The sequence below is a fragment of the Candidatus Binatia bacterium genome, assembly GCA_026415395.1.
Lineage (GTDB): Bacteria > Desulfobacterota > Binatia > HRBIN30 > HRBIN30 > HRBIN30.
In genome coordinates this window covers 109,206-135,238 of the sequence record JAOAHD010000002.1, presented here as the reverse complement: position 1 = coordinate 135,238, position 26,033 = coordinate 109,206, and the positions used below count along the sequence as shown (strand labels likewise).

Here is a 26,033-nt window from a genome sequence, read left to right as displayed (position 1 = left end):
ATGGACAAGGTCCAAACGAACCTGGTGCGCCCCCGTTGCCAACGCTCGGCCATGCGAAGGTGGAGGACCACTGATGCACGCTGGAACCAAAGTAGTGCGTGCTCAGCACCGCGGGCAGGCGAAAAAAGAGCGAACGTTGTCAAGCACGGCAAACCGCGATATTGAAGGCCACGTGTGTTGGGTCCACAAGCAGGTGGCGCCGGTTGGCGGGCACGAGGTCGTCTGGCAACCGGGGATGAGAGGTGAAAGTCGGGCAGGGAAAGCCCGAGGGGAGGAGGAGCGACGATGCCTCATCAGGTGTTCATCGCAATTGGCTCGAACCTCGGCGACCGCAAAGCCAACCACTTGGAAGCAATCCGCCGCATTCAGGAGCTGCCACACACGCGGGTCGTCAAACAATCTTCGTTTTACGAAAGCGAACCACACGGAGACGCTACGGAATGGTTCGTAAATTCCGTGATCGAGGTGCAAACCGACCTCACCCCCGAAGAGCTGTTACGCAAATTGCAGGCGATCGAGGAAGAGATGGGTCGCAAGCGGGTGAAGGGCAAGAAGGGGGACAACCGTGTCATCGACCTCGATATTCTCTTTTACGAGAGCCTGGTGCTGAACAAACGCAACCTCAAGATCCCCCATCCGGAGATACCGAACCGCAAGTTCGTGCTGCTGCCTCTCAGCGAACTGGCCCCGAGCTTTCGCCATCCCGAGCTGCACAAAAGTGTGTCGGAACTGCTCGCCACCACGAAGGACACCAAACGCGTCCACTTGTACCGCGGCAGTTGAGCGCCAACGCGATCCCTCGGGATCAATGTTGCGCGGTGCAGCCCAAGCTCCCGAAATTCGTTTGAGTCCGCAGAGGGACGTGAGGCAATGAGGCGGGCCGTGATGTAGTGGTGTCAGAAAGGTGACGGAGTCACAGGTCCTTTAAGGCATTGATCAAATCCAAGATTGCCTTCTTGCCATCGGCGAAGTACATGAGGGTATTGTCCGCCGCGAACAGTGGGTTGGGCACGCCGGCAAAGCCGGGAGAAAGCGAACGTTTGACCACCACCACAGTGCGAGCCTTGTCCACGTCGAGGATCGGCATGCCGGCAATCGGTCCACTTGCTTGTTCTCGAGCTAGTGGGTTGACCACGTCATTTGCGCCGATGACGATTGCCACATCCGTTTGCTCGAACAGTGGGTTTGCCTCTTCCATGGTGAGCATTTTTTCGTACGGGATGTCCGCCTCCGCCAAAAGCACGTTCATGTGCCCGGGCATGCGCCCAGCAACGGGATGGACGGCAAACGCCACTACGGTGCCGCGCGACTCGAGAAGGCGCATCAAATCGCGCACCGCGTGCTGTGCTTGGGATACAGCCATGCCGTAGCCGGGAACAATCATCACTCGCCGCGCCCCATCGAGGAGCATGGCCACTTCTTCAGCGGTGGCCGATTTGATGCGGCCGGCGTAGACGTCCTCCTCTGCACCACCGGCAGCAGCAACCACGCCCACCCCCCCAAACAACACGTTCGGCAACGAACGGTTCATGGCCTTGCACATAATCTGCGTGAGAATAATCCCGCTCGCGCCCACGAGAGAGCCGGCAATGATCAGCATGTTGTTGTTGAGCACAAACCCGGTGGCACACCCCGCCAACCCCGAGTACGAGTTCAACAGCGAGATCACCACAGGCATGTCGGCGCCGCCAATCGGGATGACTGTGAGCACTCCCAACACCGAAGCCACGATGACGACGAGCCAGTACAACGAGAGCATCTCTGGGTGAAGCACAAGCGCCATTCCCAGGACCAACGTCACGGCGGCGAGCGCAGCATTGATGACATGGCGCCCTGGCAACAAAATCGGTTGCCCAGGCATGATTTCTTGCAGTTTCGCAAATGCGACCAGCGAACCCCAAAAGGTCACCGCGCCAATCAACCCCGAGGCGGCTGTGGAAATGGTGAGTTGCAGCGTGACCGGCCGCTCCACAATGCCCACCGCTTCGATCAACGCCGCACCGGCAACGAGCACTGATGCTCCACCACCAAAGCCGTTCAGCAAGGCCACCATTTGCGGCATGGCAGTCATGCGGATGTAGTAGGCCAGCACAGCACCAATGGCGGAGCCGATGACCAAGGCAACGAAGATTGCCGCGTAAGATAACACTTGGCGATCGAGCAACGTGAACACGATCGCAATCAGCATCCCGACGGCGGCAATCCCGTTGCCCCGGCGCGCCGTACGCGGGTGGGCAAGTTCCTTTAAGCCCCAAATGAACAGAAGGGCAGCAACGAGATAGGCGATATTGATGATGGCCGCGGACACCGGTTCATTCCTTTCTCTTGAACATGCCGAGCATACGATCCGTCACCAAAAACCCACCCACGACATTGATCATCGCAAAGACCACGGCCACGAAACCGAGAATCGCAGTCAACACCGTGTGCTGCATGCCGAGCGACAAGATCGCGCCCACGATCGTGATGCCGGAGATGGCATTGGAACCGGACATCAACGGCGTGTGCAACGTCGGTGGCACTTTGCTGATGACCTCGAAACCCACCAAAATCGCCAGGACGAAGATCGTCAGGATATCGACGAAGTCACTCATGGCCCGCCTCCCTCCCCGCTGCTCCTAATGTGGCTGCGCTAAGGCTCGTTGGACCGCCGGATGCACCACCCGCCCTTCATGCGCCACCAGGGTCCCCGCGGTAATTTCGTCTTCCAAGTTCAAACGCATCTCCCCCTTGGGGAACACATGCAGCAAGAATGCAACGAGGTTGTTCGAATACATCTGGCTCGCGTGATATGGAACCGTGCCTGCAATGTTGATCGGCCCAAACACGCTCACCCCCTTGTAGCTGATTTCCTTTCCAGCTTGGGTTACCGAACAGTTGCCGCCGCGCTCTGCTGCTAAATCCACGATCACCGAGCCCGGAGCCATTCCCGCCACCATCTCGTCAGTCACCAGCACCGGCGCTTTCCGCCCCGGCACGTTGGCAGTGGTAATGACCACGTCGCTGTCGGCAACGACGCGAGCAAGCAACTCGCGCTGGCGCTCATAAAAACGCTCGTCTTGTGCCTTGGCGTAGCCACTTTTGTCTTCGACGTCCTGGACCTCCAAGGGTAACTCCACAAAACGTGCCCCCAAACTCAATACCTGCTCTTTCGCTGCAGGGCGAATGTCGTAGGCCGACACCACCCCACCCAACTTTCTGGCTGTGGCAATTGCCTGCAGACCAGCCACACCTGCACCCAGGATCAACACCTTCGCAGGGCGCAACGTACCCGCTGCAGTCATCATCAACGGGAACAGCTTCGGTAACGCATGTGCAGCCACTACGACAGCTTTGTAGCCGGCGATGGTGGCCATCGAGGTGAGGGCATCCATCGACTGTGCCCGGGTGATGCGCGGCATGAGTTCGACGGCAAAGGCGCTCACGCCAGTACGCGCAAGTTGCTCGATGGCCTCGGGGGCCCCGAGCGGACGTAGGAAGCCCACGACCACCTGCCCTGGGCGAAAAAGCGTCAGATCTTCTGCCCCGCGCGGCGGGTTGGCCCCGATTCCCAGCACCTGCACAATGATGTTGGCCCGTGCAAACACAGCCGCGCGGTCAGGGAGGATTTCTGCTCCTTTCTCTTCATACGCGGCGTCCGGAAATCCTGCCTGCTCACCCGCCCCACGTTCCAACACGACCGTAAAGCCTGCCTTGGTTAGCGCAGGCACGGAGGCCGGAATCAAGGCCACGCGTTGCTCGCCAGGAAACGACTCGCGCGGAACACCAACCACCAACATCGGCAAACGGCCTCCTCTTTCCGAGCTCAGATCCAGCAAAGTTGCCTCAATTTACCGAATCTCGCGCGTTTGTCACCCTCAGCATGGTCACAGGCCGGCACTTTCTCTCTTGCTGTTGCGGTTCCCTGCTGAGAAGCTTCGTGCTTTGTTCGGAGCGAGGAAGGAGACTCCATGGCAATCGACCCGCGCAATTACGACACCAGCGTTGTGCTGCGCGACGGCTCCTCCATTCGCATCCGCGCCATTCGGCCCGACGACAAAGAGCGCTTGACGGAGCACTTCAACAGCTTGAGCGAGCGCTCCGTGTACTTTCGCTTCTTTAGTGCCAAGAAGCGGCTCACCGATGAAGAACTGGTGCGGTTCACCGAGCCGGACTTCGTCACCCACGTTGCCCTCGTGGCTACCCGATTGGAAGACGGCAAGGAACGAATCATTGGCGTCGGTCGGTACATCATTCCGCCTCATGGCGACCCACGTCGCGCTGAAGTCGCTTTCGCGGTTGCCGATGCGTATCAGGGCAAAGGCATCGGCACCGCCCTTCTCGAGCACTTGGCCAGCATCGCCCGGGAGCGCGGGGTGACTGAGTTCGAAGCCAACGTGCTTGGGGAGAATAACCAGATGCTCGAAGTGTTTGCGCGTAGCGGCTTCCGCGTCGCGCGGACCGTCGAGGGCGGCATCGTACACGTCTCCTTCCCCACGGAAGAAACTGTAGAATTCCGTGCTGCAGCGGAAACGCGCGAGCGCCAAGCCATCGCGGAAAGCATCCGCCCGTTTTTCTACCCGCGGTCCGTCGCGGTCATTGGCGCATCGAATAAGCCCAACACTGTGGGGCATGCGTTGGTGAAAAATCTCAAAGACTGTGGCTTTCACGGTCCGATTTACCCCGTCAACCCCCGCTACTCCGAAATCGCCGGGCTGCGGGCCTATGCGAAGATCACGGACATCGGCGGGCCGGTGGATCTCGCGGTGATTGCTGTACCAGCGCCCACTGTCGAGGCGGTGGTGTCTGACTGTGCCCGCGTTGGGGTACGGGCGGTCGTGGTCATCTCTGCTGGTTTTGGGGAAAGCGGACCCACCGGCCGGGAGCGCGAACAGGCGCTGCGCCAGTTGGTGCGCAACTCCGGCATGCGGATGGTGGGGCCGAACTGTCTCGGCTTGCTGAACACCGATCCGGAGGTGTCGCTGAACGCTACGTTTGCGCCGACCTTTCCGCCGCGAGGCAACATCAGCATGCTGTCGCAAAGTGGTGCCCTGGGCATTGCCATTTTGGACACCGTGAGCGCTCTCGGAGTGGGCATTGCGACTTTTGTGTCGGTGGGAAACAAGGCCGACGTGTCGGGCAACGATCTCTTGTGCTACTGGTTCCAAGACCCCACCACCCGCGTCATCCTGCTGTACCTGGAGAGCTTTGGGAACCCGCGAAAATTTGCCCGTATCGCCCCGTTGGTCGCACGCGAAAAACCGATTATCGCCATGAAGTCTGGCCGCTCCGCAGCGGGAACCCGGGCAGCGGCATCGCATTCGGCGGCACTGGCTAGCCTCGATGTGGCGGTGGATGCCCTGTTCGAACAGGCCGGGGTGATGCGCACGAATACGTTGGAAGAGATGTTTGATGTCGCGGCGTTGCTCTCGACGCAGCCGGTTCCTCCGGGGCCGCGTGTGGGGGTCGTCACCAACGCCGGTGGCCCTGGGATCCTCTTGGCCGATGCCTGCGAGGCAGAAGGGTTGCAACTGCCAGAACTTGGGGAGGCCACGAGAGAACAGTTGCGCACCTTCCTTCCCCCACAAGCAAGCGTCGCGAATCCGGTGGACATCATTGCTTCAGCCACACCCGAGCAATTCGAACGCAGCCTCGAAGTGGTGGGCAACGACCCAGCAGTGGATGCTGTGGTTGCCATCTACATTCCGCTCTTTCTCACGCAGGTGGATGAAACTGCGGCGGCCATTGCCCGCGGGGCAGGGCGAATCCCGGAAGAAAAGCCCGTGCTCACGGTGTTCCTCTCATCGCGGGGAATCCCGCCACGGCTGGCCCAAGGTCCGCGCGGACCGCTTCCCTCCTTCCGCTTTCCGGAAGACGCTGCACGGGCGCTCGCCAAAGCGTGGCACTACCGCCGCTGGCGGGAGCGACCGCGGGGCGAGGAGCTGCGCTTGGACCGTTTTGCCGAAAGCACCATCCGCGCTGTGGTCGACCGCGTCCTCCAGAGCGCTACGGAGCCTGTGTGGGTGGACGAGCACGACACCGCGCTGATCCTCAAGGCGGCCGGCATTCCAGTGGCGGAGGGCGAAACCGTGCCGTGTGAAGAAGCGCTCGAAGCTGCGGAACGGCTTGGCTACCCGCTGGTGATGAAGGCGCAAATCCCTGGCCTGGTGCATAAGAGCGACGTCGGGGGCGTGATCCTGAACATTTTTGCTGCGCAGCAGGTGGAAGCAGCGGTGGCCGAGATGAAAGAGGATCTTGCCCAACACGGCTACACGCTCGAGCGCGTTCTCCTGCAGCGCCAAATCATGGGTGGGCACGAAGCGATGGTAGGAGTGGTGACCGACCCGACCTTTGGCCCCCTCCTGGTCTGCGGTCTCGGTGGCGTCCTTGTCGAGTTGCTGCGCGACGTGCGCTTTCGGCTCACCCCGGTCACCGACGTGGATGCACGGGAAATGGTCGAGAGCTTGCGAACCGCGCCGTTGCTGACCGGCTACCGGGGCATGCCTCCAGGAGACAAAGAGGCGCTCATCAGACTCGTGCAACGGGTGTCGGCTCTAGTGGAAGTGGTTCCCGAGTTGCGGGAGCTCGACCTCAATCCGGTTAAGGTATTACCACCTGGCCAAGGTGTAGTGGTTGTGGACACGCGGATGCGCTTGGCGCCCGCTTGAATCTTGTTCAACACGGTTGCACTTCCACCCGCAGCCCGGGGCTAGCCTCCTCGACTTCGACGGCCACCGTGCGGTCCGCCCGATGCAAATGCAGTGTGAGCTCGCCTCCCAACACCGGGAGATTGCGGATCCGCACCCAATCGAGAAAGCGCGGCAAAATCGGCCGGCGCAGCACCACGGCGGAGCGCGACGAGTCCACCTCCACCCCCAACGCCGCACCGAGCAGCGCCCACGGTACGGCCGCCGACCAGGCTTGCGGGGAACAGGCCACGGGATAAAGCGTGGGCCCGGCATCGCGTCGGCGAGAAAAGCCGCAGTACAATTCCGGCAAACGCCGCAGCTCCATGTGCACGGCCGCATCAAAGAGGGCTTGGAAAATTTCCACGAATTCGGCCACATCCCCGCGGTGCGCCAAACCCATGGCAATGAGCGCATTGTCGTGCGGCCACACGGAACCGTTGTGGTACGACATCGGGTTGTAACGGGCTTCCCCGGCGGCCACCGTACGAATGCCCCAGCCGGAAAAAAAGCGCGGCGAAAGCAATGCGTCTCTAACTGCATCCGCCCTAACAGGATGGCAAATGCCAGTCAGCAGCAAGTGCCCGGCGTTCGAAGCCGCCACAGCACAAGGCCGGTTCTCACCGTCGAGCGCCAACGCATAAAAGTTCTTTTCGGGCAACCAAAAGTTGGCCTCGAATTGCTGCTGCAGTGCCGCTGCCTTCGCCTCTTGTGCGCGGGCCAATTGTTGATCACCGAGCGCGCGGGCAATGGCCGCAGCACCGAGGCGGGCGGCATACAGGTATCCTTGCACCTCGCACAACGCGATGGCGCCGCGGGCCAACGCGCCATTGGCGTGGAAGACGGCGTCTTCCGAATCTTTCCATCCTTGATTTCTCAATCCCCGCTGGCTTTCACCGTGGTATCGTAAGAAGCCCATCGAATCTGCGGCACTATCGAACCACTGCAAAGCACGCTGGATTTGTGGGTACAGCGAACGAATTGTGGCCAGGTCAGCCGTGCGGCGAAAGTACTCCGCCGCAAGCCAGACGAACAGTGGGGTCGCATCGACGCTCCCGTAATAGGCACTAAAGGGAATTTCTCCCGTGCGCGCCATTTCCCCTTGCCGTATCTCGTGCAAAACCTTGCCCGGCTCGGCTGCCGAGGCTGGGTCGGTTTTATCGGCCTGGTGCGCAGCCAAGAAGCGCAACACTCCCCGTGCATAGTCAGGATTGGCCCACAATACCTGCAGCGCGGTGAGAATCCCGTCGCGCCCGAACACAGTAGAAAACCATGGGATGCCCGCGTAGGGGTAAGGGCCATACGGCGTGTCGGTGGCGAGCATGACCAAATCCGCTGTGGCCCGACACAGCCACTCATTGAACAACTCGTCACCGGTGGCGACGGTCGGAAAACGACGGCTGGCAATAAGGCGTGCCCGATGCGCGCGGCGTACCCCGGTTGCGAACCCAAGCTCTCGTTGGGTTTGCATCCCGTTCGGGTGGCAGCGGACCGTGAGAAACAAGCGTAGTCGCTCGCCTTGTCTCAAGGTGAACGTAAATCGCGCGCGTTCGCTGGTGAGCTCCGCGGGAGCGGGAGTAAATTCGATTTGGGTCAGGCGCTGGATGCCATCCAAACCCGTGTAACGGAACCACACACGGCACGGGTTCTGCACCTCCTGCTCGAGGGTTCCACGCCGCGCGCGGCGTAGCCCACGCACTTCGAAAACGTCGGAAAAATCGGCCCCAAACTCGAACTCGAGCACCACCAGCAGCGGGCGGTCAGCGTAATTCCGCACGGTAATGCTCTCGTACACGCCGCTTTCCCAGAGGAATTTCATTCGCCCCACGTGCAGCGAATCCCGCGGCAAAACCAGCACACCATTTTGCCAGTAATCCGGATTGGTCAAATCGACGTTCAGGCGCGCGTTGTTGCGTTGCACATGAGAACTCAACAGCAGAGGCGACCGGCCATCGAGCCGCAAACGCAAGAAATTCAGGTGACGCATGTCGCAATGGTACACGCCCTCCACCGCTCGCGGTTCACCCGGCAAATCGCCCAGCAGGTCAAAGACCGCAAACGTATCGCCGTGTTTGAGAATGCGACTGCGCTCGACCCCCGAGCCCAGCGCGGGAATATAAAACGTGGGCCCGGCTGTCTCCTGCTCGTTGCTCATGCTGCCTCTTCCAGCCTCCCGTTTTGTTCCTGGCTAAGCAGCGCTTCGTACAAAGCCAAGTAGTCACGAGCCATGCGCTCGGCTGTAAAGCGCTGCTCGAATACCCGCCGGATGGTGTGGCGGTCGAGGTCGCCCAAGCGGTCGAGCGCCCGCACCGCCTCGCCTTCGTGCTCCACGATGAACCCGGTCACGCCATCCTCGAGCACTTCAGGCACCGAGCCGCGGCGGAAGGCAATCACCGGCGTACCGCAAGCCATCGCTTCGATCATCACCAAGCCAAAGGGCTCTGGCCAATCCACGGGAAACAACAACGCCGCCGCGTTGCCGAGGAATTCTGACTTCTCTGCCTCGGTGATCTCTCCCAGAAACTCCACGCCCGGTTGGCGCAACATTGGGCGTACCACCGTTTCGTAATACGCTTGATCGGCACGATCCACTTTCGCGGCAATCCTGAGCGGCATTCCTGCCCGGCGAGCGATGCGAATGGCACGCTCTGGGCCCTTCTCCGGCGAGATGCGGCCGAGGAACGCGAGGTAACCACCCGGCTGCGGGTGGAACTGCAAAAGATCTTTCGGCAGCCCATGCGGGACGGTCGCCATCCAGCGCATCCACGGCAAGGGTGCGCGCTGCGCCGTGGAAATCGACACCACGGGCATATCGGCAAACTCTCGGGCAAAGGGCACGAGATCCGGAAGGTCCAAGCGGCCGTGTAGGGTCGTCACCGTGCGCTCACGCAACGGACGGAATATGGGGAAATGCAGGAGATCGACGTGGAAGTGTAAAATGTCGAACTCGTCTGCCATTTGCCGCGCGCGCTCGAGGAGCAGCAGGGTGTGCGGCAAAGGGTCGCGCACAGACTCGTCCAACCGCAAGGCGCGGCAGCACGTGGACACGAGGCGGGCCCGCGTGTGCGAGTCGCCACTGGCAAACAGGGTCACGTCATGCCCCATGTCGACCAGCGCCTCGGTAAGGTACGAAACCACCCGCTCCGTGCCGCCGTAGAGCTTTGGGGGAACGCTTTCGATTAGAGGTGCAACCTGTGCAATCCGCATGATTCCTCCTTCCATCTCCTGTCGACCTCGCCGGAGCAGTGCCTTCCGGCATGAGAAATCTTACGGATGGAAACGCCCCTGGCTGCATTGCCAGCGAGAGCGCCCGACTCTCTAATCACTGTTGTCGCCCCGCGCCAGTCATGGCGTAAGAGAAGCCGCCCGGTCGGCGGCGTGACTGCGATTCGCCCCGACTTGCTTGTTGACATGGCTGTCCGGATGCAGTAGGCGGCTTGTCCTGACTAAACCTCACCAAGCGAGGAGTGGAGGCCATGGCGAAACGTTCGCTTCGACGGCCACTGGAGCTCACAGAATCCGTTCGGCGAGAGCTCGAGTGGTTGGCAAACAACGGGCCCGAGGCGGTAAAACGCAATGCCCAAATCGTGTTAGCACGTGCCAAGGGCCTTCCCTTGAAGGTGGTCGCTCTGCGTCTGGGGGTGCACCCGAACACCGTGCGGAACCGGCTGCTCCGCTTTTACGAACTCGGAGTTGCCGGGCTGACCCATGCAGCCACCGGCACCACGCGCCCAATTGTGTTTAGCGACGAAGTGCGGGCAAAAATCGTGGAGATCGCGCAAACTTCTCCGCGCTCGTTGCGCCTACCGCACTCGCGGTGGTCCTTGCGGCGACTGCGCGGGTACCTGTTGGAGCAGCAGATCGTGCAGGACGTCAGCGTCGAAGGCTTGCGGCAAATTTTGCGGGGGCATGACCTGCCCCAGCGCTACTGGCGCCGTGGGCGTGAACTGCGCATCCGGCTCACGCCGGCCATGGAGCGGTTGCTGGCAACGTGGGCGAACGGGCCTCACCCTGGGCGTCGCTTGCTCGCGCAAGTTCTGCTCTCCGCCGCCGAAGGGAAAGACGAGGAAGACATCGCCACCACACTGGGAATCAGCCTGGACCAAGTGGAGTCGTGGATCCGCGGTTTCCAACGCCGTGGTCTCCACATTTTGCACAGCGCGGTCAGCCGTGCCGCACGGTTCGTCGGGCGAAGGCTGAACCGTTCTTCCGTCTGACCGCACATTTGCCGGGCGCACCACTGCACAACGGGCCGCATCCCGACGGTGCCGCCCGCATGGCAACTTTGGGTGAGTACGGACAAAGCGGTCGCGAAGTTGACCGCCTGTTTTCTGTGTCCTCTTCGCCATGCAGGCTAACGCCCTTTGCCGCGCCCAAGCCAAGTGCGGGCCGCGGCGACATTGGCAAGGCTATGAGTTAGAAAGAGCGGCGATCACTTCGGGAGGAGCCTGTACGAGCTCGATCAGCACGCCTTCGCCACTCAGCGGGAATTCCTCGCTGCCTTTGGGGTGGATGAAGCACACGTCGTAGCCTGCGGCGCCCTTGCGGATCCCTCCCGGCGCAAAGCGCACTCCTTGCTGGGTGAGCCACTGCACTGCTGCTGGTAAGTCGTCCACCCAGAGGCCTATGTGATTGAGCGGCGGCTCATGGACCTTCGGCCGCTTTTCGGGATCGATCGGCTGCATCAAGTCTACCTCCACCCGCGTCGCTCCTTCGCCGAGCACGCAAATATCCTCGTCGACATTTTCGCGCTCGCTACGAAACGTACCGGTTACCGCGAGCCCAAACAGATCCACCCACAAGCGCCGCAAACGCTCCTTATCCGTGCTCCCAATCGCAATTTGTTGCACACCCAAAACCCGAAACGGCCGCTCGGCCATACAGCCTCCTCAACAAGATTCGCTCACGCGCGGCATTCGATGGCACACCGTGTCGGGATGTCAAGCGTACCGCTGGCGCTTCAGTGGCTGCGGGGCCTCCCGCTGGCAGCCGCCACTCTTGCCGGTCATCTAGGCATGTCTCCTTCAACAGACTCACCGCATCTGCGCCGAGCCATGGTCCGCCGCCTTAGGATTGAACCAACGGTGAAAGCCGACTATGCGCGAAGCTTTGCGATGGAGGACACGTACGGCTCTGAGGCATGCACCCGCGGCTTCCGGGTGCGGGTGCGCTCGCGATTTTTGCCCGAACATTCGAACCCCGACCAAGGTCGCTGGTTTTTCGCGTACCATGTGACCATCATCAACGAGAGCGACACAACGGCGCAGCTCGTCAGCCGGCATTGGATCGTCACCGACGCGCAAGGCGAGGTGCAGGAGGTTCGCGGTCTCGGTGTCGTGGGTGAGCAGCCGTTGCTGCGTCCTGGCCAAGAGTTCTCGTACACATCGGGTTGCCCGCTATCGACGCCGGTCGGGAGCATGCATGGTTCTTATCGCATGGTCGCAGAAAACGGCGAAACCTTTGATATCCGCATTGCGCCCTTTACGCTCGCGGTTCCCGGCTTGCTGCACTAAACCGCATCCGCGCCAATTGCAGGACTCGTAGCTGTGCCGGCCGCTGCTCCCTGGTTAGCCCCGTATCCACATCCCGTCGCAGCAGTGGAGCAAGCGACCAGCCTGGCAGAGCGCTTCTCCGAACGCTGCCGGGTGGAAACGATCGGTCAGTCGGCGCAAGGCCGTCCTTTGTTGGCGTTTCACGTCGGCCTCGATTCACTGGGCACGCTCCGCCCTCGCCTGTTGGTGACAGCACAAATACACGGCGGTGAATACATTGGCGGATATGTTGCGCGTGCTCTCCTGCAAACACTGCTGGAAGGAAGCGAACGCGACCCCATGGTGGCTTCTCTCGGACGACGCGCGGTGATTACCGTCGTCCCGCTTCTCAACCCCGACGGTGCGGAAATCGTTTGGCAACGCCGCGGCTGGGTCGGCTTTAAAGCCTCGCGGGTCACCGCCAACCGGGTCGACCCGAATCGGAACTTCCCCTTTGCCGCAATTCCAGGTCGCCGGGCTTGGAATTCGAGCAGCGCCCGCAAATGGTCCCCCTACTTTCGCGGCCCGCATCCGTTGAGCGAACCGGAATGCCTTGCTCTCGCTCGTCTTTGCCAACGGGAACGGTTTTGCGCTGCGGTGAACTTCCATAGCTTTGGCGGTGTGGTGTTTTTCCCCTCGACCCGCGACCCGAGATTGGACCGCATCTTCGACGTTTTCCGCAGCGTGTTCCCCGCCGCGCAGAAGCACTGCCGCTACCGACCCGTCCCCGAACCGATCTCCGCACTCAGTGGGCAGCTCGACCTGTTCCTCTTGCACGCCTTTGGCACTGCCAGCGTCACGGTGGAGGTCAGCCGTCCCGGTTGGGCGATGGTGGCTCGCCCCCACCGTTGGTTCCATTTTTTCTCTTGGGCCAATCCACCGAATCCCACACGCTGGGTAGAAAACGATGTGCCGGCAACCATCGCCGCCTTGGCCGCACTGCTGGAGCGCACCGGCGGTCGGGCCCAGCTGCCACGACACCCCGAGCTCGGCGAGCAAATCCCTCGGCAAGCCACCTTGCAAGCCCTCTCCCGTTGTTCTTAACCGCGCCCGGTATGATTGCGTGCCTGGATCTCGAAGGGGTACTCGTCCCCGAAATTTGGATCAATGTTGCGGAACGAACCGGCATTGCAGAACTCCGTCGTACCACGCGGGACGAACCCGACTACGACAGGCTCATGCGCCGCCGCTTGGAAATTCTCGCGGAGCATGGGCTCAAGCTAGCGGACATCCAAAACGTCATTGGCTCGATGCGGCCGCTCGAGGGGGCCACGGAATTTCTCGACTGGCTCCGCGCACACTTTCAAGTGATCATTCTTTCCGACACCTTCGATGAATTCGCTCGGCCGCTCCTCGCCCAGCTCGGCTACCCGACGTTATTTTGCAATTCCTTAGTGGTCGACGAAACAGGGAGGGTGCGGGACTACCGCATCCGGATTCGCGACGGCAAGCGCAAAGCGGTGATGGCCTTCAAGCTGCTGAACTTTGACGTGGTCGCCGCTGGCGACTCCTACAACGACATCACCATGTTGACAGAGGCGGACCATGGCATCTTGTTTCGCCCACCGGCCAACATTGTGGGCGAGTTTCCGCAGTTTCGCGTCGCCTACACCTACGAGGAATTGAAAGAAGCCTTTACCCAAGCCGCAGGCCTCAAGGCATGAGCGAGACGAGCTCACTGGATACAGCCGCGGCAGCGTGTGTTCAGCAAACCAACCCGCTCCTGCGCGCGACCAGCGCGAGCGTAAAAAACGCAGCAAGCAGTAACACGATCGTGGCACCAGCGGGGATGTTCCATTGGTAAGAACACAACAAGCCACCGATGCTTCCGAGGGCGGCAATGGCAACCGCCCAGGACAGCATGCTCACGTAGCCGCGCGCTAATTGGTAAGCCGCCGCTGCTGGAATCACCAACAGCGCTTCCACCAAGATCAACCCCACCACTCGCATGGCCACCACCACCGTTAGCGCCAAGGCTGCGAGCAACAGGTGATGGAGCATGCTCACCGGCAAGCCACTCGCTTCGGCAACTTCTTCATCGAACGCGGCGAACAAGAGCTCTTTGAACAACACCGCTACTACGACCAGCACGACGGTTGCCATCGTACCTAGGAGCCACAGGTCGGCCGTGCTCACAGCGAGGATGTTACCGAAGAGGTAACCGAACAAGTCGCTCTGGAACTGCGTGGACAAGCTCAGCAATACCACCCCGAGCGCCATGGCCGCAGAGAACAGGACTCCGATAGCGGTGTCCTCGTGCAGGCGGCCTAGTCGCCCGACCTGGCCGATGGACCATGCGGTCGCTGCTGCGAAGCCTGCCGCCGCAAGTAGAGGTTCGACCCCGCACAACACCCCTAAAGCCACGCCCCCTAAGGCAGCATGCGAGATGCCCACGCCGATAAACGAAAGCCGGCGCAGGACGACGAAGAACCCCAGCACCCCGCACAAACATGCGGCCAGCAAGCTGGCAACCAGGGCACGCTGAAGAAAGCCGTAGGTTAACCAGTCCGCCATCACTCATTCTCCACCGTGCGCGGCATCGAGGCCGGCACGGTCGGCATACAAGAAATCGAACTCGCAGCGATACGCTTCCCGCAGTTCGTGGCTGTGCAACACCACCTGCGGGTTGCCGTGAATGTGCATGGTCCCGTTGATGCACACAAGCTCTTCTGCGTGGGCGGCCAGCTCCAGCAAGTCGTGGGATACGGCCACAATCGTCAACCCGAGCTGCTGCCGGAGGCGTTGCAGCAAGGCGTACAGCTCATGCTGTGCGGGTAAATCCAAGCCCGTGGTCGCTTCATCGAGCAGGAGCAGTTGAGCCTCGCTGGAGAGCGCACGCGCAAGAAACACGCGTTGTTGTTCGCCCCCGGAAAGCTCCGCCAACCGGCGCTGCTCGCGACCGCGCATGCCCACCAGCTCCAGCGCGCGGGCAACTTGCACACGGTCTTCCCGTCGTGGCCAGCGAAACCAACCAATGCGGGGCACGCGTCCCATCATGACCACGTCCCACACGGAGACAGGAAAAAAGGGGTCGAACTTCGGTCGCTGGGGCACGTAACCGATGCGCGAGCCGCGTTTGCGCGCCTCTAGAGGCGGAAAGCCAAACACCCGCACCTCCCCACCAGAGGCTGGCACCAGCCCGAGCAGCACACGCAAGAGCGTGGTCTTGCCGGCGCCGTTGGGACCAATAATGCCAACGAAGCGTCCGGGCGGGATGGCTAAGTCGATGTCCCACAGCACGCGCCTGCCATCGAGCCGCACTTCGAGCTTGCGGGTCTCTACAACGAGCGCGGGCGTGGTCGTCATCGCAATGCCTCCACAAAGGCCCGGGCGTTCGCTTCCATCAACCGGATGTAGCCCCCGTGCAACGCACCCCCGCCGAAAGGATCCACAGTAACCAACCGGATGCCAGTCTCCGCAGCAATTTGGCTTGCCACTTTCGAGAACACGTAGGGCTCCACAATCAGCGCGCGGGCTCCGCTTCGGCGTACCTGTTCGACAAGCGCAATCATTTCCTTTGCTGACAGTTCCCTTCCGGGCACGGGTTCCACAGTGGCTGCCTCCACCAGCCCATAGCGGTGCGCGAAATACCGCCAGGCAGAGTGCACGGCAATGTAGGCGCGCCCGCGGACCGGAGCCAATTCCTGCCGCAGCCGCTCATCCAATCGCGAAAGCTCCTCGCTCCACTGCCGAGCGCGGGCCGCATGCGCCCCGGCGTGCTGTGGTGCCACACGCGCAAGTGCATCGGTGAGGGCGGGCATGACATGGTCGCGGACGAGAATCGGGTCGAGCCAAAAATGCGGATCCCGCCCCTGTTCGCCCGTGAGCGGCAGCAAGGGCACGCGATCGGCGAGCCTCAGCACGTGCAAGTTCCCCCCGGCTGCCACGGCGATCTTGCCCGCCCAATCATCGAGGCCAGCTCCCACGGTTACGAGCAAAATCGCTTGGCTGAGTGCGCGCACCTGGGCCGGCGGCGGCTCGAACATATGGGGATTCGCCCCCGCCGGGAGAAGCTGTTCCACCTCCGCGGTGTCTTCCGTCAATTCCGCAAGCCAAGAAGCCAGTGGGAAAATCGTGGCCACCACTTTTGGTTGCGCCGCCCAAGCCGAGGCCGCGAACGCGAATTGCAACACGAGCAAAAGCGCGCTGGCTGAAAACATCCGGGGCATGCTCGCGAACGAATGCCCTGTCGTCAAATGGTTGCGGCCGCAAAATTGCCTTGGCTATAGCCGCAGGCCATGAAGACCTTGGTTCTGTCGGCGCTCGCCGGTCTGCTCCTGCTTGCAGCCGCCCATGCGGAGGAGAAGAAACCCTTCAAAGTTGCTCTACTCAGCCCTGGTCCCGTGAGCGACGCCGGCTGGAACGCCCTCGCCTATGAAGGGCTGCTCGCAATCCGCGATCAACTGGGTGCGGAAATCGCCCAAATCCAAACCAAGACACCGGCAGAATTCGAAGAGGGTTTTCGCGACTTTGCGCGCCGCGGGTACAACCTGATCTTCGGGCACGGGTTCGAGTTTCAAGAAGCGGCCGCTACCGTGGCTGCGGACTATCCGAACACCGTGTTCATCACCACTTCGGGGAATACGGTGCGCAAGAACATGGCGCCGCTGCGGTTCCTGCTCGAGGAGGCAACCTACTTAGAAGGGATGCTCGCCGCGCTGATGTCTAAAACGGGCAAGGCGGGCGCCGTCGGTGGCATCGAAATCCCTTCAGTGAAAAGCACCATTTTGGCCTTCGAGGCAGGCGCGAACGCGGCACGCGCCGACTTCCAAGTGACCACCGTGTACATCGGCAACTGGGAAGACGTTGGCAGCGCGAAAACCGCCAGCCTCGCTCTGGTGCAGCAGGGGGCAGACTTTCTCTTCCACAACGCCGACGCCGCTGGCCTGGGAGTGTTTCAAGCGGCACAAGAAAAGAAGGTGTTTGCTTTCGGAGCCAACAAAAACCAAAACGACGTAGCGCCCGACGTAGTCATCGCCAGCGCCACGATCGACATCCCGCGCGCGTTTGTACAGGTGGCCCAAGAAGTGAAGGAAGGGAAATTCGTCGGGCGAATCGAGCGCAAAGGCATGAAAGACGGCGTCGTCGATTTGGTGTTGAACCCGCGCCTCGAACACTTGATTCCTGCCGAAGTGAAGAAGCGGCTCGAAGAAACCCGAGCAGCCATCATTGCGGGTACGATCCGCGTGCCCACCGTCGAGTTTTAGCGGAACCGATGGTTGTCACCGCTAACCGCCTCACGCCTGCAACGCTGGCGGCCTCCGCTGGCGGGGTGGTGCTCGAGGTTCGCGGGATCCGCAAACTGTACGGAACGATCCCGGCGTTGGTTCGTGTGGATGCCGAATTCTATGCGGGTGAGGTCCATGCCATTGTGGGAGAAAACGGCGCGGGCAAAACCACGCTGATGCGCATCCTCGCGGGCGAGGAGTTTCCCGACAGCGGAGAAATTCGTTTAGCGGGCCGCCCCGTGCGGTTGCGCTCCCCCAACGACGCCCGCGCGCTGGGCGTCGCCATGGTGCACCAACACTTTGCCCTGGCCGAGTCGATGACGGTGGCGGAAAACCTGGCGCTCGCCTTGGCCGAACCGCGCGAGTGGCGCATCGCGTCACGGACGCTCGCCGAGCGGGCCAGGCGCTGGGCTGAGACCACAGGGCTCGATATCCCGCCACTCGACTCACCTATTGCCGATCTCTCCGTCGGTGCGCGCCAGCGGGTGGAGATCTTGAAAGCATTGGTGGGTGCCAACCGCGTGCTCATTCTCGACGAGCCCACCGCGGTGCTCACGCCGCAAGAAACCCAGCAACTCTTCGCCCTCATCCGCCGCCTGCGGACAGACGGGCGTGCCGTACTGTTCATTTCCCATAAGCTTGCCGAAGTGGCGGAAGTTGCCGACCGCGTAACCGTGCTCCGCCAAGGCCAAGTGGTGGCCCGCGCCCAAGCGCCGTTTTTCGAGCTGCACACGCTTGCCGAGGCGATGATTGGCGAACGACAACCAGAGTGGACGAAGCCCCAGACTTCCATCGGAGCAGAGCTTTTGCGACTGGAAACTGTGGGCACCGAGGACGATCCCTTCGGTACCCCCCTGCGCGATGTGAGCTTCAATGTTCGCGCCGGTGAGATCTTCGGCATTGCTGGCGTGGATGGCAATGGGCAACGCGAACTCTTCGAGGTCCTCGCCGGCCTCCGGCCCCTACGCACAGGCACGCTGCGCATTGCGGGAACGCCAGTTACCCCCCGCAAACCGACAGATGTTCTCGAAGCCGGTGTTGGGTTCGTGCCGCCCGATCGCCACCGCGAAGGGCTGATTCTCGAAATGACGGTGTTCGAGAACTTGCTGCTACATTGCCGGACGCTTGCGCAGTTTACCCGTGCAAGCGGTGCCCTCGCTTGGGCTCGAGCGCGCGCCCATGCGGAGGCCCTCGTGCGAGAGTACAACATTCGCGCACCCGGCCTCGACGCACCGGTGCGAACCCTTTCCGGGGGAAACCAGCAGCGCGTGATTTTGGCTCGCGAGCTGGCCGCTAGACCCGAAATTCTCATCGCTGCCAACCCCACGCGCGGACTCGACTTCGCTGCGACTCGCTTCGTGTTTCACACCTTAGCCGCGGCGGCAACGAACGGCGCCGCAGTAGTCCTCATCTCCACGGATCTCGACGAAATCCTTGCGCTCAGCGACCGCGTGGCGGTTCTCTATCGCGGCCGCCTCAGTGCCCCGTTGGTGCCTCCCATCGACCCAATAGAACTCGGAGCATTGATGGGCGGCATCGTAGCAAATTCGGCAAACTGATATGCGCCGCTGGGCTGTAGAGATCGGTGTCTCGCTAACCGCCGTGGTCCTGGCCCTCGCCGTGAGCGCCGCCGTCGTTTGGCTTACCGGGAGTAGCCCGGCACTCGCGTTCGCCGCACTGCTCGACGGAGCCTTTGGCAGTCGCGACAGCCTGGCGGAGTTAGCGGTCAAAGCCTGCCCGCTGCTGATCACGGGCCTCGCTGTCGCACTGTCGTTTCGTGCCGGCATCTGGAACATCGGGGCGGAGGGACAGTTGCTGATCGGAGCGCTAGCACTTGCCGCCACACCGCTAGTGGTCGGCGCGTGGCTGCCGAAGGCGGCTGCGCTTGCCCTGGGGCTCGCGGCTGCTGCTGCGGGAGGCGCAGCCTGGGCCGGCTGTGCGGCTGTGCTCAAACTCAAACGGGGCGTAAACGAGGTCATTGCCACAATCATGCTCAACTTCATCGCTGCCGCCCTCGTGAGCTATCTCGTGCAAGGGCCATTGATGGAGCAGGGCGGGACCTACCCGCAAACCGATCCTCTGCCGGCGGCCTACCAGCTACCCCGACTGGCCCCCTATCGGCTGCATCTTGGCTTGCTCCTGGCCTTGCTCGCAGCAATCGCGGCCCACATCGGACTCTTTCGGTTGCGCGTTGGCTTCGAGTTGCGTGCTGCCGGACTTAACCCAACTGCAGCGCGGCTCGCCGGCATCGCGGTCAGCCGCCGGTTGTTTTGGGCCTTCGTGTTCAGCGGCGCCTTAGCCGGTCTTGCGGGGGGCGTCGAACTCAGTGCAATCACCCGCAGGCTTTACGAGCGCTTCTCGCCCGGTTGGGGTTACACGGCGATTGCAGTTGCGCTACTCGGGCGGCTGTCTCCCTTCGGCGTGGTGCTGGCGGCACTATTTTTCGGAGCGCTCGACGCCGGGTCGAATGCCATGCAGCGCGCCGCGGGTGTGTCCGCAGTTGTCGTTTACGTGGTGCAAGGCTGGGTGATTTTGTTCCTCGCTGCCTTCGACCGCTGGCGCCGCGCGGGGTGAAAGTTGAACCACTGCCGCCACGCGTTCTGGCGCCTGCTTTCTACGCAACCTCTACGAAGAACCCCGTGCAACGCGCCCCCCCCACGCGTGGGCCGGGCCCTCCGCAGCAACCCACTCGCGTCGTAGAACGGATGCAGCGGGGAAACGCGAACGTCGCACCCGAGCGGGAGCCTTCGGGCGGAAACGCCCGAACAGCCTATCCTGATCGTACCAACCACTCCGGCACTTTCGCTGCTTGTGCTCGAGTTGGTTTTCTCTCAGTACCTGGCGACGAACTTGTTCCCCAAATTCTTGCGCACAGTGGATGGCGTAAACGTGGTCTCGTAACAACCACCGCCAGATTGCCGAAGCTGCACAATCACACCGGCGGTGGCATCGAGGAACTGCGTCGGGCTGACTGGCGTCAGTAGGGGCACCGGACTGCCCGCGAGGCGGGCGACAAGGCGCGAGCGACCAGCAACGCCACCCTTCAACACCAGCCGTCGATAACCGTCAACGAGGCCCGCGCGATCGCGATACCGGTACCCATTTTTGATCGCCTTCCAGGCGAGAGCGGAGGGTCCGACCCGCGCCTCCATGACCAATGTCGTGCCGTTGTAGATACAAAGAGCGTAACTTGTAGAACCCATGACGGGGTCACCAAACGCGCTTTGAGATAACGCAGGGCCTTTGCGGAACACCCACGTCAGGGAATCGCGGTTGTCGTTGACCGCATCTTGAATGCGCAAGGTCCCTGCCCCAGCGCTCAGGCAGCCACTCGAGGGGCCGGCTTCACAATAGGCGTATGATGGAGTTGCCGTCGGGGTTGGGGTCGGCGTAATCGTCGGCGTGTGCGTCGGTGTGTCGGTGGGCGTGGCCGTTTGCGTGGGCGTAGGAGTCACGGTCGGCGTCGGAGTGGTGGTCTCCGTAGGGGTGTTCGTCGGCGTGAACGTAGGCGTTCGAGTGAACGTCCGTGTGAAAGTCGGGGTCGCGGTAGGGACGGAGAGGTCATAAGGACCCAACTGGGTTGCACCTATGGAGCCGTTTTGTACAGGGCTGGCAGACATGGACAGGTATTTCTGTCCGGGCGTGCTGTCATTCACGATCCCGTTCAAAATCAACGTGATACCCGCTCCATTGGCCACCGCGATGGGCGACTGGAAGTGCAAACTATTGCCCGTTGCTTGCGGCCACACAGTGATGGGCTGGCCGTTCAGCGTGCCGCCTGCTGCCGGCACCCCGCTGACATCGGTTGTTCCAGGAAACGTTAGCTTAAAAATCGTACCCGTCGTGATGTCGCAGCCATCGAGCGTGGGCACAAAAGTGGAGATCGTGTAATTCGTAACCGCGGACACCAAGTTGCTCTGCGGGCTCACCGTGTACGGCGATCCAAACGGGCGGTTTCCGCAATTATAAGCGTAGGTCCCTGCAGGTAAGAACGCTCCAACTGCCAAACACACCACCGCGACAAACAGTCGCGCGGCTTCTCGAGCGACCACAAATCGCGCACTCTGATCCATAGCTCCCTCCCTCGAGGCCGACGACCCAGCAGAATTTGTCGATCGCCCTCAACAAGGCGGCTGGCCTTTACCGCCACAAACAGCCTTGAACAGCGTCGCCGTGTTGCGGCGCACGCCTGTACCGGACCAAACCGTCTCCCAACAGCGCGCTCCGTCGTTGCGCAATAGTTGCACACGAAAGGTGGCGTCCACCGCCGCATACTGACTAGGGCTTACCGGCGCCGGTAGCGCTAAGTTTCCACCGCGTCCGGTGAATTTGATGATGTCCTTGAGTGGATTTGTCGGATGTCGGCGCAGCAGTACCCGCGAGACACCGGACTGTGCAAGTGTGGGATCACGGAACGCGTACCCCAGTTGGGTTCCCTTTTTCAGGACGCGCTTCCAGCAAGCTTGGCCGCCTGCCCCGCAAATTCCTCCCGGCTGAAGCCGCAACGCCAATTTCACTTGCTCGACTAATCCGCTTGCGTCGTAAGCACAAAGCAAATAGCTGGTTCGCCCACCAATCATGGGATTCCCGAAATCCTCGAACGAAGAAGTCGTCGCCGAGCCGCGCCAAGTCCAAGAAAACTTGTCCTTGGCGTTAGGGTCGGGGCCGCTGCCGGTGCGGTCTTGGATCGTTACCGTACTGCTCACTGGTTGCAGGCAGCCACTCACAGGCTGCACCGGGCAGTGAAATTTTGCGGGGAGCGGGAGTTCAGCCACCACTGCGTCTTTACCTCCCGTGCGACTCGGTTGAGCGGCGAAGTCGGTGCCAGGGACGTTGTCGGATTCCGTTGCCCCCACCACCACCAACCGGGGCAAGCCGTAGAGGTCCGTAAACACGCCCAACTGATGCAGTTCATCCAACTGCGCTCCGCCAAAAAAGCTGGCCGCACCCGAAGAAAGATCTGACGAAAAGGTGGCCACAGCGCCGTCGATGTTCCCTCCCGGCAGAGGTTGCAGCGCGTCCGATAATCCCGGCAGCCCTGAAGATCCGGTGGTCCCCACGGTTACGACTTGAGCGCCAGATGCCTGGATCGCGTTGAGTCGGTCCTCCGCCGTACCGCCGAAGAACGTCGCAACCACGCCCGAGCTGAGCGAGTTATCCACTCGCAGTACAAACCCATCAGCAGGGCCACCACCGTACGTCGGTTGCAAGCTCCCCGTCGTGCCCGGCAGAACGCCGCTGTCGGTCCAGCCCGCTGCGTACACGTAAGGACCAACAACGGCGATTCCCGCGACTTGGTCGTAACCGGACCCACCGAAGTATGTCGCCTGCACCGGCGAGCTTACAAGCGATGGCGACATCTTGGCGAGGACTCCGTCCTTCAAGCCCGCAAGGGAAGACTGCGCGCCGCCCAGTACAGCCGGGAAGTCCGGCGAGTCCGTCGCTCCGCCAATGAACAGCGTGGACCCATCGACCACCAACTGCGCCAGCAAGTCATCACCCGAACCGCCTAAATAGGTGCTCTGGGCAATACCACTCAAATCGCTCTGGAGTCGCGCAACGAACATGTCTTGCCCGCCCGCGCGCGTGTCTTGTCCACCGCCGGCCTTACCCGGGAGATCGTCGGACGTGGTCGTCCCCCCAACGAAAACCTCCCCCGAAAAGATTGCAACCGAACGAATCGAGTCCTGACCGCTGCCACCGAGGTAAGTTGCCTCCACGCTGCTCAAGTCCGGAGTGAATCTCGCGACAAACCCGTCTTCGCCCCCACCGCCGGCCGTCGCCTGAGCGTTACCCGTTGTTTCCGGCAAGTCGCTCGATTGGGTGGTTCCAGCCACGAACACCCATGAGGCGGGGTCCCCGTCCACCCCGATTGCAGTTGCGACATCGTCGTTGCCACCGCCAAAGAAGCTAATTTGGTTGAGAGCGGAAGGACCGGTACCAGCAAGGCGAGCGACGAAGGCATCGCGACCGCCAGCCTTCGTGCCCTGATATCCAGGCATCCACGAAGCTCCCGGGAACGATGGCGATGCTGTCTCCCCAGCGACGAAAAACACCTGCCCAACGCTCAACACAGTTGCACGCACCACGGCATAACCCACATCGTCCTGGGCCCCGCCAAGGAATGTCGCGCTCAAATATGGGTCGATCACTAGCGGTACCGAGCGGTCGTACTCGCCCACCGAAAACGCCACTCTGGAACCGCTCAGCACGCGGTAACGCACAGGCACGTCACGCCGCTGCCCATCGATGACCTGATAAGCAACCGGGGCGGACCAGTGCACCGCTCCCAAGCCGGTGTCCACCCGCAAACTACCGTCGGACTCCACCCGCAAGCCGGTTGCTCCTTTAAGTCGCAACCGGATACTCTCGACCCTCCCACTGGGAGAAACCACAAACACACGCTCGACATCGCGCGTGCCACAGCGTAATTCCGCCTCGATGCCAGCCCACACCTCACCCAGCTTTACAGTGGAGAATGTTGGCACGTTCGACCGCCACCGACGCGGGTCGCTGCCCAGGAACCAGTGGGTCACAGTACTTCCTGGGTCACTGGCGCTCATTCGCACCTTGCCGCCTTCCAGTTCCTCGAAAATCGTCCATTGTTGATCCCCACAACCAGGCTGGCTCGGTCGACGCAACTCGCTCGCCGCCGCACAGCGGCCTGCTTGACGCACGGTGTAACTGACTCGGCCGTCGCGCAGCACGGCCGCGGTACCCGCAAAGGTGTTCGCATAAAAGGCAACACGGGAGTCAACCTGACCGTAGTTGGGCACCCAGGCAGGACGAAACAGCGCCCCTACCCCGCCTTGGTTCGCAAAGGCAACTTGCCGACCTACACTCGTGGTTGGTGGCAACAATGCGAACAACCCACCGCCGAACGCGAGAATCCAAGCTTGCTTCGGCCATCCTTCGTTGCGCCCCATCTTTGTGATCCTCCCCGAAACTTACGGAGCTTTTATTCCGGTTTGCAGGCGTTAGTCTTCCTGGTACTCCGGCCGCAGGCAAGGGAAAAATTGTATCTTGTTCCAATGACCGCACTCTAGAACTTGTTCGCGAACAGAGCGCCTCTTCCCCAAGCCGCGCCGTGCTGCCTGCGTTGCGGACGCCCAGCGGGAACCACTGGCGTTTGCGTGCGCCGGTTGCGCTTTTAGCAGGCGAACACCTTCGAGCGCGCAGCTCGCTCGGATTTGATGCCGGGTGCCCCCTTCTATCAGCCCTGCCTAACGTCGCCGGGGGCGATGTTTGTGGCCGCTGAGATAGGCTTCGAGCCCGGCTGCCAATTCGACAAGGTTGGGTTCGATCATGCGCACGATGAAGCGCTCCACCTGCGGGGCGACACGCCTTGCCACGAATGCCGGCACGCCAGGGAGTTTCTCCGGGAACACGGACAACGAACCAGTGATGCGCACGAGACTTTCTCGCTCTGGCGCGTCCGGCTGGGGCAGGAAAAAGTTTGTGCCATGGCAGGTGTACAAGTCGGCGGCGGCCCGGTACACCGGCTCCTGCCGCCACTCAACCTTGTACTCCTTCGGCACCCACAGGGCATGGTCAAGCCACTGCAACAACTCCCGCGATAAAAACGGCTGCACGAGTTTGGGCACTTGCTCCGCCTTGGCCTCCCAACGGCGTGCAATTTCCCACGTACCATCGCGATGCTTTTTGGCCGACAACGTTTCGATCGCGGCAATGTTGGGGAGGAACGGCACGATGTCCTCCATGCGCTCGATCATCACCTCGAGCAATCGCGCCGCTGGATGATGCACCTTCGTCTCGCGGAAAAACTCCATTTCGCGACCTATCCGACAACAGCCTCTCCCACAACCACAAATGCCTTGCCACGTGCCCGCCCGCCACACAACCCGCCCACTACTCGATCACACCGCTCACGAACCCGCGACCGCGCGCTCTCCCCCAGCCAAGAACGAACCGCGCTGCGCGCTCTGTGTACAATCTCCGTCTTCCCCCTGCACGAAATTGTGCGGTGAACAAAACCCACCCATCGGCAGTTCCCCAAACGCTGCTTGGCACAGGAGTTGCCCCAACCACACTGCAACATCTCGTTGTGCAGGAGGATGTGGATGCGGTTGTTGGCAAAGGGCAAATGGCTCACGGACCAAAAGCGCTGGAGCGTGATCATTCCGCTCGCTTCGCAAACGACTGCGGAGAAGAACGCCGCCGACGCCAAGCGAAAGGCACCGATCAAGAAAGGTCGGGCACAGATGGTGCCGTTTCCCGCCCGCTCGCAGCGTTCGTGAATGCAAATTCGGGAGCCTCCGCTGCCGCTCCCCGCAAGAGTTGCGGTGCGAGGGGCGCCGGGCATACACCGTGCGACCACAGCAGTGTGAGCACCGAGGCTGCGCTCGGGGTGCGTGCCCCAGCCACGCCGGCCGCGGGGTGATCTCCCCAGCCACGCCGGCCGTGGGGTGATCTCCAAAGTCGGCGCACTTGCAGCGCCGCGCGGGGCGTCCTGAACAACTGGCGGACGCTCGTCCCTCGGCAGCGGTCGCGCCGACTCGTCGGGTCGACAGACGCCTCACACGCGGCCCATAGCCACAGGCCAACTTGACTGTGGCGCGACACCCATCGAGCATCGGCCGCGTGCTCCT

The 26,033-nt window shown here is 61.8% G+C and carries 22 protein-coding genes; 10 read left to right on the top strand and 12 right to left on the bottom strand.

The features are described 5' to 3' along the window. Window positions 1-285: 285 nt before the first annotated feature. A complete protein-coding gene (gene folK / locus N3C12_01095; GenBank protein MCX8071034.1) occupies window positions 286-783 on the top strand; it encodes a 2-amino-4-hydroxy-6-hydroxymethyldihydropteridine diphosphokinase in 498 nt (165 codons plus the stop codon). A 130-nt stretch (window positions 784-913) separates the two neighbouring features. Here the strand turns inward: folK and N3C12_01090 are convergent, their stop codons facing one another. Genes N3C12_01090 through N3C12_01080 form a run of 3 tightly spaced genes read right to left on the bottom strand, consistent with a single transcriptional unit; the run spans window position 914 to window position 3,776 of the window. Then, window positions 914-2,308: an NAD(P)(+) transhydrogenase (Re/Si-specific) subunit beta gene (locus N3C12_01090; protein MCX8071033.1), complete on the bottom strand. Its 1,395-nt coding sequence runs from the start codon at window positions 2,306-2,308 to the stop codon at window positions 914-916. Between the two features lie 4 nt (window positions 2,309-2,312). Next, window positions 2,313-2,594 carry an NAD(P) transhydrogenase subunit alpha gene (locus tag N3C12_01085; GenBank protein MCX8071032.1) on the bottom strand — a complete coding sequence of 94 codons (282 nt, stop codon included), beginning with the start codon at window positions 2,592-2,594 and terminating at the stop codon, window positions 2,313-2,315. Between the two features lie 24 nt (window positions 2,595-2,618). Then, window positions 2,619-3,776, bottom strand: coding sequence for a Re/Si-specific NAD(P)(+) transhydrogenase subunit alpha (locus N3C12_01080; GenBank protein ID MCX8071031.1), 1,158 nt, complete (start codon window positions 3,774-3,776; stop codon window positions 2,619-2,621). Between the two features lie 174 nt (window positions 3,777-3,950). On the opposite strand from N3C12_01080, the gene N3C12_01075 reads away from it, so the two are divergent. After that, complete coding sequence (locus tag N3C12_01075) at window positions 3,951-6,647, top strand: GNAT family N-acetyltransferase (GenBank protein MCX8071030.1); 2,697 nt, start codon at window positions 3,951-3,953, stop codon at window positions 6,645-6,647. A 7-nt stretch (window positions 6,648-6,654) separates the two neighbouring features. Here the strand turns inward: N3C12_01075 and N3C12_01070 are convergent, their stop codons facing one another. Together N3C12_01070 and N3C12_01065 are read right to left on the bottom strand one after the other, a co-directional pair. After that, window positions 6,655-8,820: an amylo-alpha-1,6-glucosidase gene (locus tag N3C12_01070; protein MCX8071029.1), complete on the bottom strand. Its 2,166-nt coding sequence runs from the start codon at window positions 8,818-8,820 to the stop codon at window positions 6,655-6,657. Further along, on the bottom strand, window positions 8,817-9,872 hold the full coding sequence (locus N3C12_01065) for a glycosyltransferase family 4 protein (protein MCX8071028.1): 1,056 nt from the start codon (window positions 9,870-9,872) through the stop codon (window positions 8,817-8,819). Before N3C12_01065 ends, N3C12_01070 begins: the two co-directional genes overlap by 4 nt. Window positions 9,873-10,141: 269 nt before the next feature. Between N3C12_01065 and N3C12_01060 the strand changes: the two genes are divergently transcribed. Further along, window positions 10,142-10,882: a helix-turn-helix domain-containing protein gene (locus tag N3C12_01060; GenBank protein ID MCX8071027.1), complete on the top strand. Its 741-nt coding sequence runs from the start codon at window positions 10,142-10,144 to the stop codon at window positions 10,880-10,882. Window positions 10,883-11,074: 192 nt separating this feature from the next. On the opposite strand, the gene N3C12_01055 is transcribed toward N3C12_01060, so the two are convergent. After that, complete coding sequence (locus tag N3C12_01055; protein ID MCX8071026.1) at window positions 11,075-11,545, bottom strand: VOC family protein; 471 nt, start codon at window positions 11,543-11,545, stop codon at window positions 11,075-11,077. Between the two features lie 234 nt (window positions 11,546-11,779). Here N3C12_01055 and apaG point away from each other — a divergent pair, with 234 nt between their 5' ends. Genes apaG through thrH form a run of 3 tightly spaced genes read left to right on the top strand, consistent with a single transcriptional unit; the run spans window position 11,780 to window position 13,860 of the window. Next, the gene (gene apaG / locus N3C12_01050) at window positions 11,780-12,178 is read left to right on the top strand and encodes a Co2+/Mg2+ efflux protein ApaG (protein MCX8071025.1); all 399 of its coding nucleotides are present in this window, start codon (window positions 11,780-11,782) and stop codon (window positions 12,176-12,178) included. Between the two features lie 33 nt (window positions 12,179-12,211). Continuing rightward, complete coding sequence (locus tag N3C12_01045) at window positions 12,212-13,240, top strand: M14 family metallopeptidase (protein MCX8071024.1); 1,029 nt, start codon at window positions 12,212-12,214, stop codon at window positions 13,238-13,240. A gap of 11 nt (window positions 13,241-13,251) precedes the next feature. Continuing rightward, entirely contained in the window at window positions 13,252-13,860 is a 609-nt protein-coding gene (thrH, locus tag N3C12_01040; GenBank protein ID MCX8071023.1) for a bifunctional phosphoserine phosphatase/homoserine phosphotransferase ThrH, read from the top strand. Window positions 13,861-13,900: 40 nt separating this feature from the next. On the opposite strand, the gene N3C12_01035 is transcribed toward thrH, so the two are convergent. Genes N3C12_01035 through N3C12_01025 form a run of 3 tightly spaced genes read right to left on the bottom strand, consistent with a single transcriptional unit; the run spans window position 13,901 to window position 16,356 of the window. After that, a complete protein-coding gene (locus N3C12_01035) occupies window positions 13,901-14,710 on the bottom strand; it encodes a metal ABC transporter permease (protein MCX8071022.1) in 810 nt (269 codons plus the stop codon). 3 nt (window positions 14,711-14,713) lie between these two features. Next, the gene (locus N3C12_01030) at window positions 14,714-15,502 is read right to left on the bottom strand and encodes a metal ABC transporter ATP-binding protein (GenBank protein MCX8071021.1); all 789 of its coding nucleotides are present in this window, start codon (window positions 15,500-15,502) and stop codon (window positions 14,714-14,716) included. Further along, window positions 15,499-16,356, bottom strand: coding sequence for a metal ABC transporter substrate-binding protein (locus N3C12_01025; GenBank protein ID MCX8071020.1), 858 nt, complete (start codon window positions 16,354-16,356; stop codon window positions 15,499-15,501). The genes N3C12_01030 and N3C12_01025 overlap by 4 nt, the downstream gene beginning before the upstream one ends. Before the next feature lie 78 nt (window positions 16,357-16,434). Between N3C12_01025 and N3C12_01020 the strand changes: the two genes are divergently transcribed. Genes N3C12_01020 through N3C12_01010 form a run of 3 tightly spaced genes read left to right on the top strand, consistent with a single transcriptional unit; the run spans window position 16,435 to window position 19,998 of the window. Further along, window positions 16,435-17,403, top strand: coding sequence for a BMP family protein (locus N3C12_01020; GenBank protein MCX8071019.1), 969 nt, complete (start codon window positions 16,435-16,437; stop codon window positions 17,401-17,403). Between the two features lie 8 nt (window positions 17,404-17,411). Next, window positions 17,412-18,983, top strand: a complete 1,572-nt coding sequence (locus N3C12_01015) for an ABC transporter ATP-binding protein (GenBank protein ID MCX8071018.1) — start codon at window positions 17,412-17,414, stop codon at window positions 18,981-18,983. A 1-nt stretch (window position 18,984) separates the two neighbouring features. Next, window positions 18,985-19,998, top strand: coding sequence for an ABC transporter permease (locus N3C12_01010; GenBank protein MCX8071017.1), 1,014 nt, complete (start codon window positions 18,985-18,987; stop codon window positions 19,996-19,998). Window positions 19,999-20,255: 257 nt separating this feature from the next. Here N3C12_01010 and N3C12_01005 read toward each other — a convergent pair whose 3' ends face one another. The 3 genes from N3C12_01005 to N3C12_00995 form a co-directional block, all read right to left on the bottom strand. Beyond that, a complete protein-coding gene (locus N3C12_01005; GenBank protein ID MCX8071016.1) occupies window positions 20,256-21,497 on the bottom strand; it encodes a hypothetical protein in 1,242 nt (413 codons plus the stop codon). Between the two features lie 48 nt (window positions 21,498-21,545). Next, the gene (locus N3C12_01000; protein MCX8071015.1) at window positions 21,546-24,350 is read right to left on the bottom strand and encodes a hypothetical protein; all 2,805 of its coding nucleotides are present in this window, start codon (window positions 24,348-24,350) and stop codon (window positions 21,546-21,548) included. 297 nt (window positions 24,351-24,647) lie between these two features. Further along, window positions 24,648-25,214, bottom strand: a complete 567-nt coding sequence (locus N3C12_00995) for a hypothetical protein (protein MCX8071014.1) — start codon at window positions 25,212-25,214, stop codon at window positions 24,648-24,650. Window positions 25,215-25,505: 291 nt separating this feature from the next. Here N3C12_00995 and N3C12_00990 point away from each other — a divergent pair, with 291 nt between their 5' ends. After that, a complete protein-coding gene (locus tag N3C12_00990; GenBank protein MCX8071013.1) occupies window positions 25,506-25,682 on the top strand; it encodes a hypothetical protein in 177 nt (58 codons plus the stop codon). The last annotated feature ends 351 nt before the right edge of the window (window positions 25,683-26,033 follow it).

Bases quoted from the DNA above. Each gene is read 5' to 3' on its own strand.
- folK (MCX8071034.1), top strand. From the start codon at position 286: ATGCCTCATCAGGTGTTCATCGCAATTGGCTCGAACCTCGGCGACCGC.
- N3C12_01085 (MCX8071032.1), bottom strand. From the start codon at position 2,594: ATGAGTGACTTCGTCGATATCCTGACGATCTTCGTCCTGGCGATTTTG.
- N3C12_01075 (MCX8071030.1), top strand. From the start codon at position 3,951: ATGGCAATCGACCCGCGCAATTACGACACCAGCGTTGTGCTGCGCGAC.
- N3C12_01070 (MCX8071029.1), bottom strand. From the start codon at position 8,820: ATGAGCAACGAGCAGGAGACAGCCGGGCCCACGTTTTATATTCCCGCG.
- N3C12_01065 (MCX8071028.1), bottom strand. From the start codon at position 9,872: ATGCGGATTGCACAGGTTGCACCTCTAATCGAAAGCGTTCCCCCAAAG.
- N3C12_01060 (MCX8071027.1), top strand. From the start codon at position 10,142: ATGGCGAAACGTTCGCTTCGACGGCCACTGGAGCTCACAGAATCCGTT.
- N3C12_01055 (MCX8071026.1), bottom strand. From the start codon at position 11,545: ATGGCCGAGCGGCCGTTTCGGGTTTTGGGTGTGCAACAAATTGCGATT.
- apaG (MCX8071025.1), top strand. From the start codon at position 11,780: ATGGAGGACACGTACGGCTCTGAGGCATGCACCCGCGGCTTCCGGGTG.
- thrH (MCX8071023.1), top strand. From the start codon at position 13,252: ATGATTGCGTGCCTGGATCTCGAAGGGGTACTCGTCCCCGAAATTTGG.
- N3C12_01035 (MCX8071022.1), bottom strand. From the start codon at position 14,710: ATGGCGGACTGGTTAACCTACGGCTTTCTTCAGCGTGCCCTGGTTGCC.
- N3C12_01030 (MCX8071021.1), bottom strand. From the start codon at position 15,502: ATGACGACCACGCCCGCGCTCGTTGTAGAGACCCGCAAGCTCGAAGTG.
- N3C12_01025 (MCX8071020.1), bottom strand. From the start codon at position 16,356: ATGTTTTCAGCCAGCGCGCTTTTGCTCGTGTTGCAATTCGCGTTCGCG.
- N3C12_01020 (MCX8071019.1), top strand. From the start codon at position 16,435: ATGAAGACCTTGGTTCTGTCGGCGCTCGCCGGTCTGCTCCTGCTTGCA.
- N3C12_01015 (MCX8071018.1), top strand. From the start codon at position 17,412: ATGGTTGTCACCGCTAACCGCCTCACGCCTGCAACGCTGGCGGCCTCC.
- N3C12_01010 (MCX8071017.1), top strand. From the start codon at position 18,985: ATGCGCCGCTGGGCTGTAGAGATCGGTGTCTCGCTAACCGCCGTGGTC.
- N3C12_01005 (MCX8071016.1), bottom strand. From the start codon at position 21,497: ATGGATCAGAGTGCGCGATTTGTGGTCGCTCGAGAAGCCGCGCGACTG.
- N3C12_01000 (MCX8071015.1), bottom strand. From the start codon at position 24,350: ATGGGGCGCAACGAAGGATGGCCGAAGCAAGCTTGGATTCTCGCGTTC.
- N3C12_00995 (MCX8071014.1), bottom strand. From the start codon at position 25,214: ATGGAGTTTTTCCGCGAGACGAAGGTGCATCATCCAGCGGCGCGATTG.
- N3C12_00990 (MCX8071013.1), top strand. From the start codon at position 25,506: ATGCGGTTGTTGGCAAAGGGCAAATGGCTCACGGACCAAAAGCGCTGG.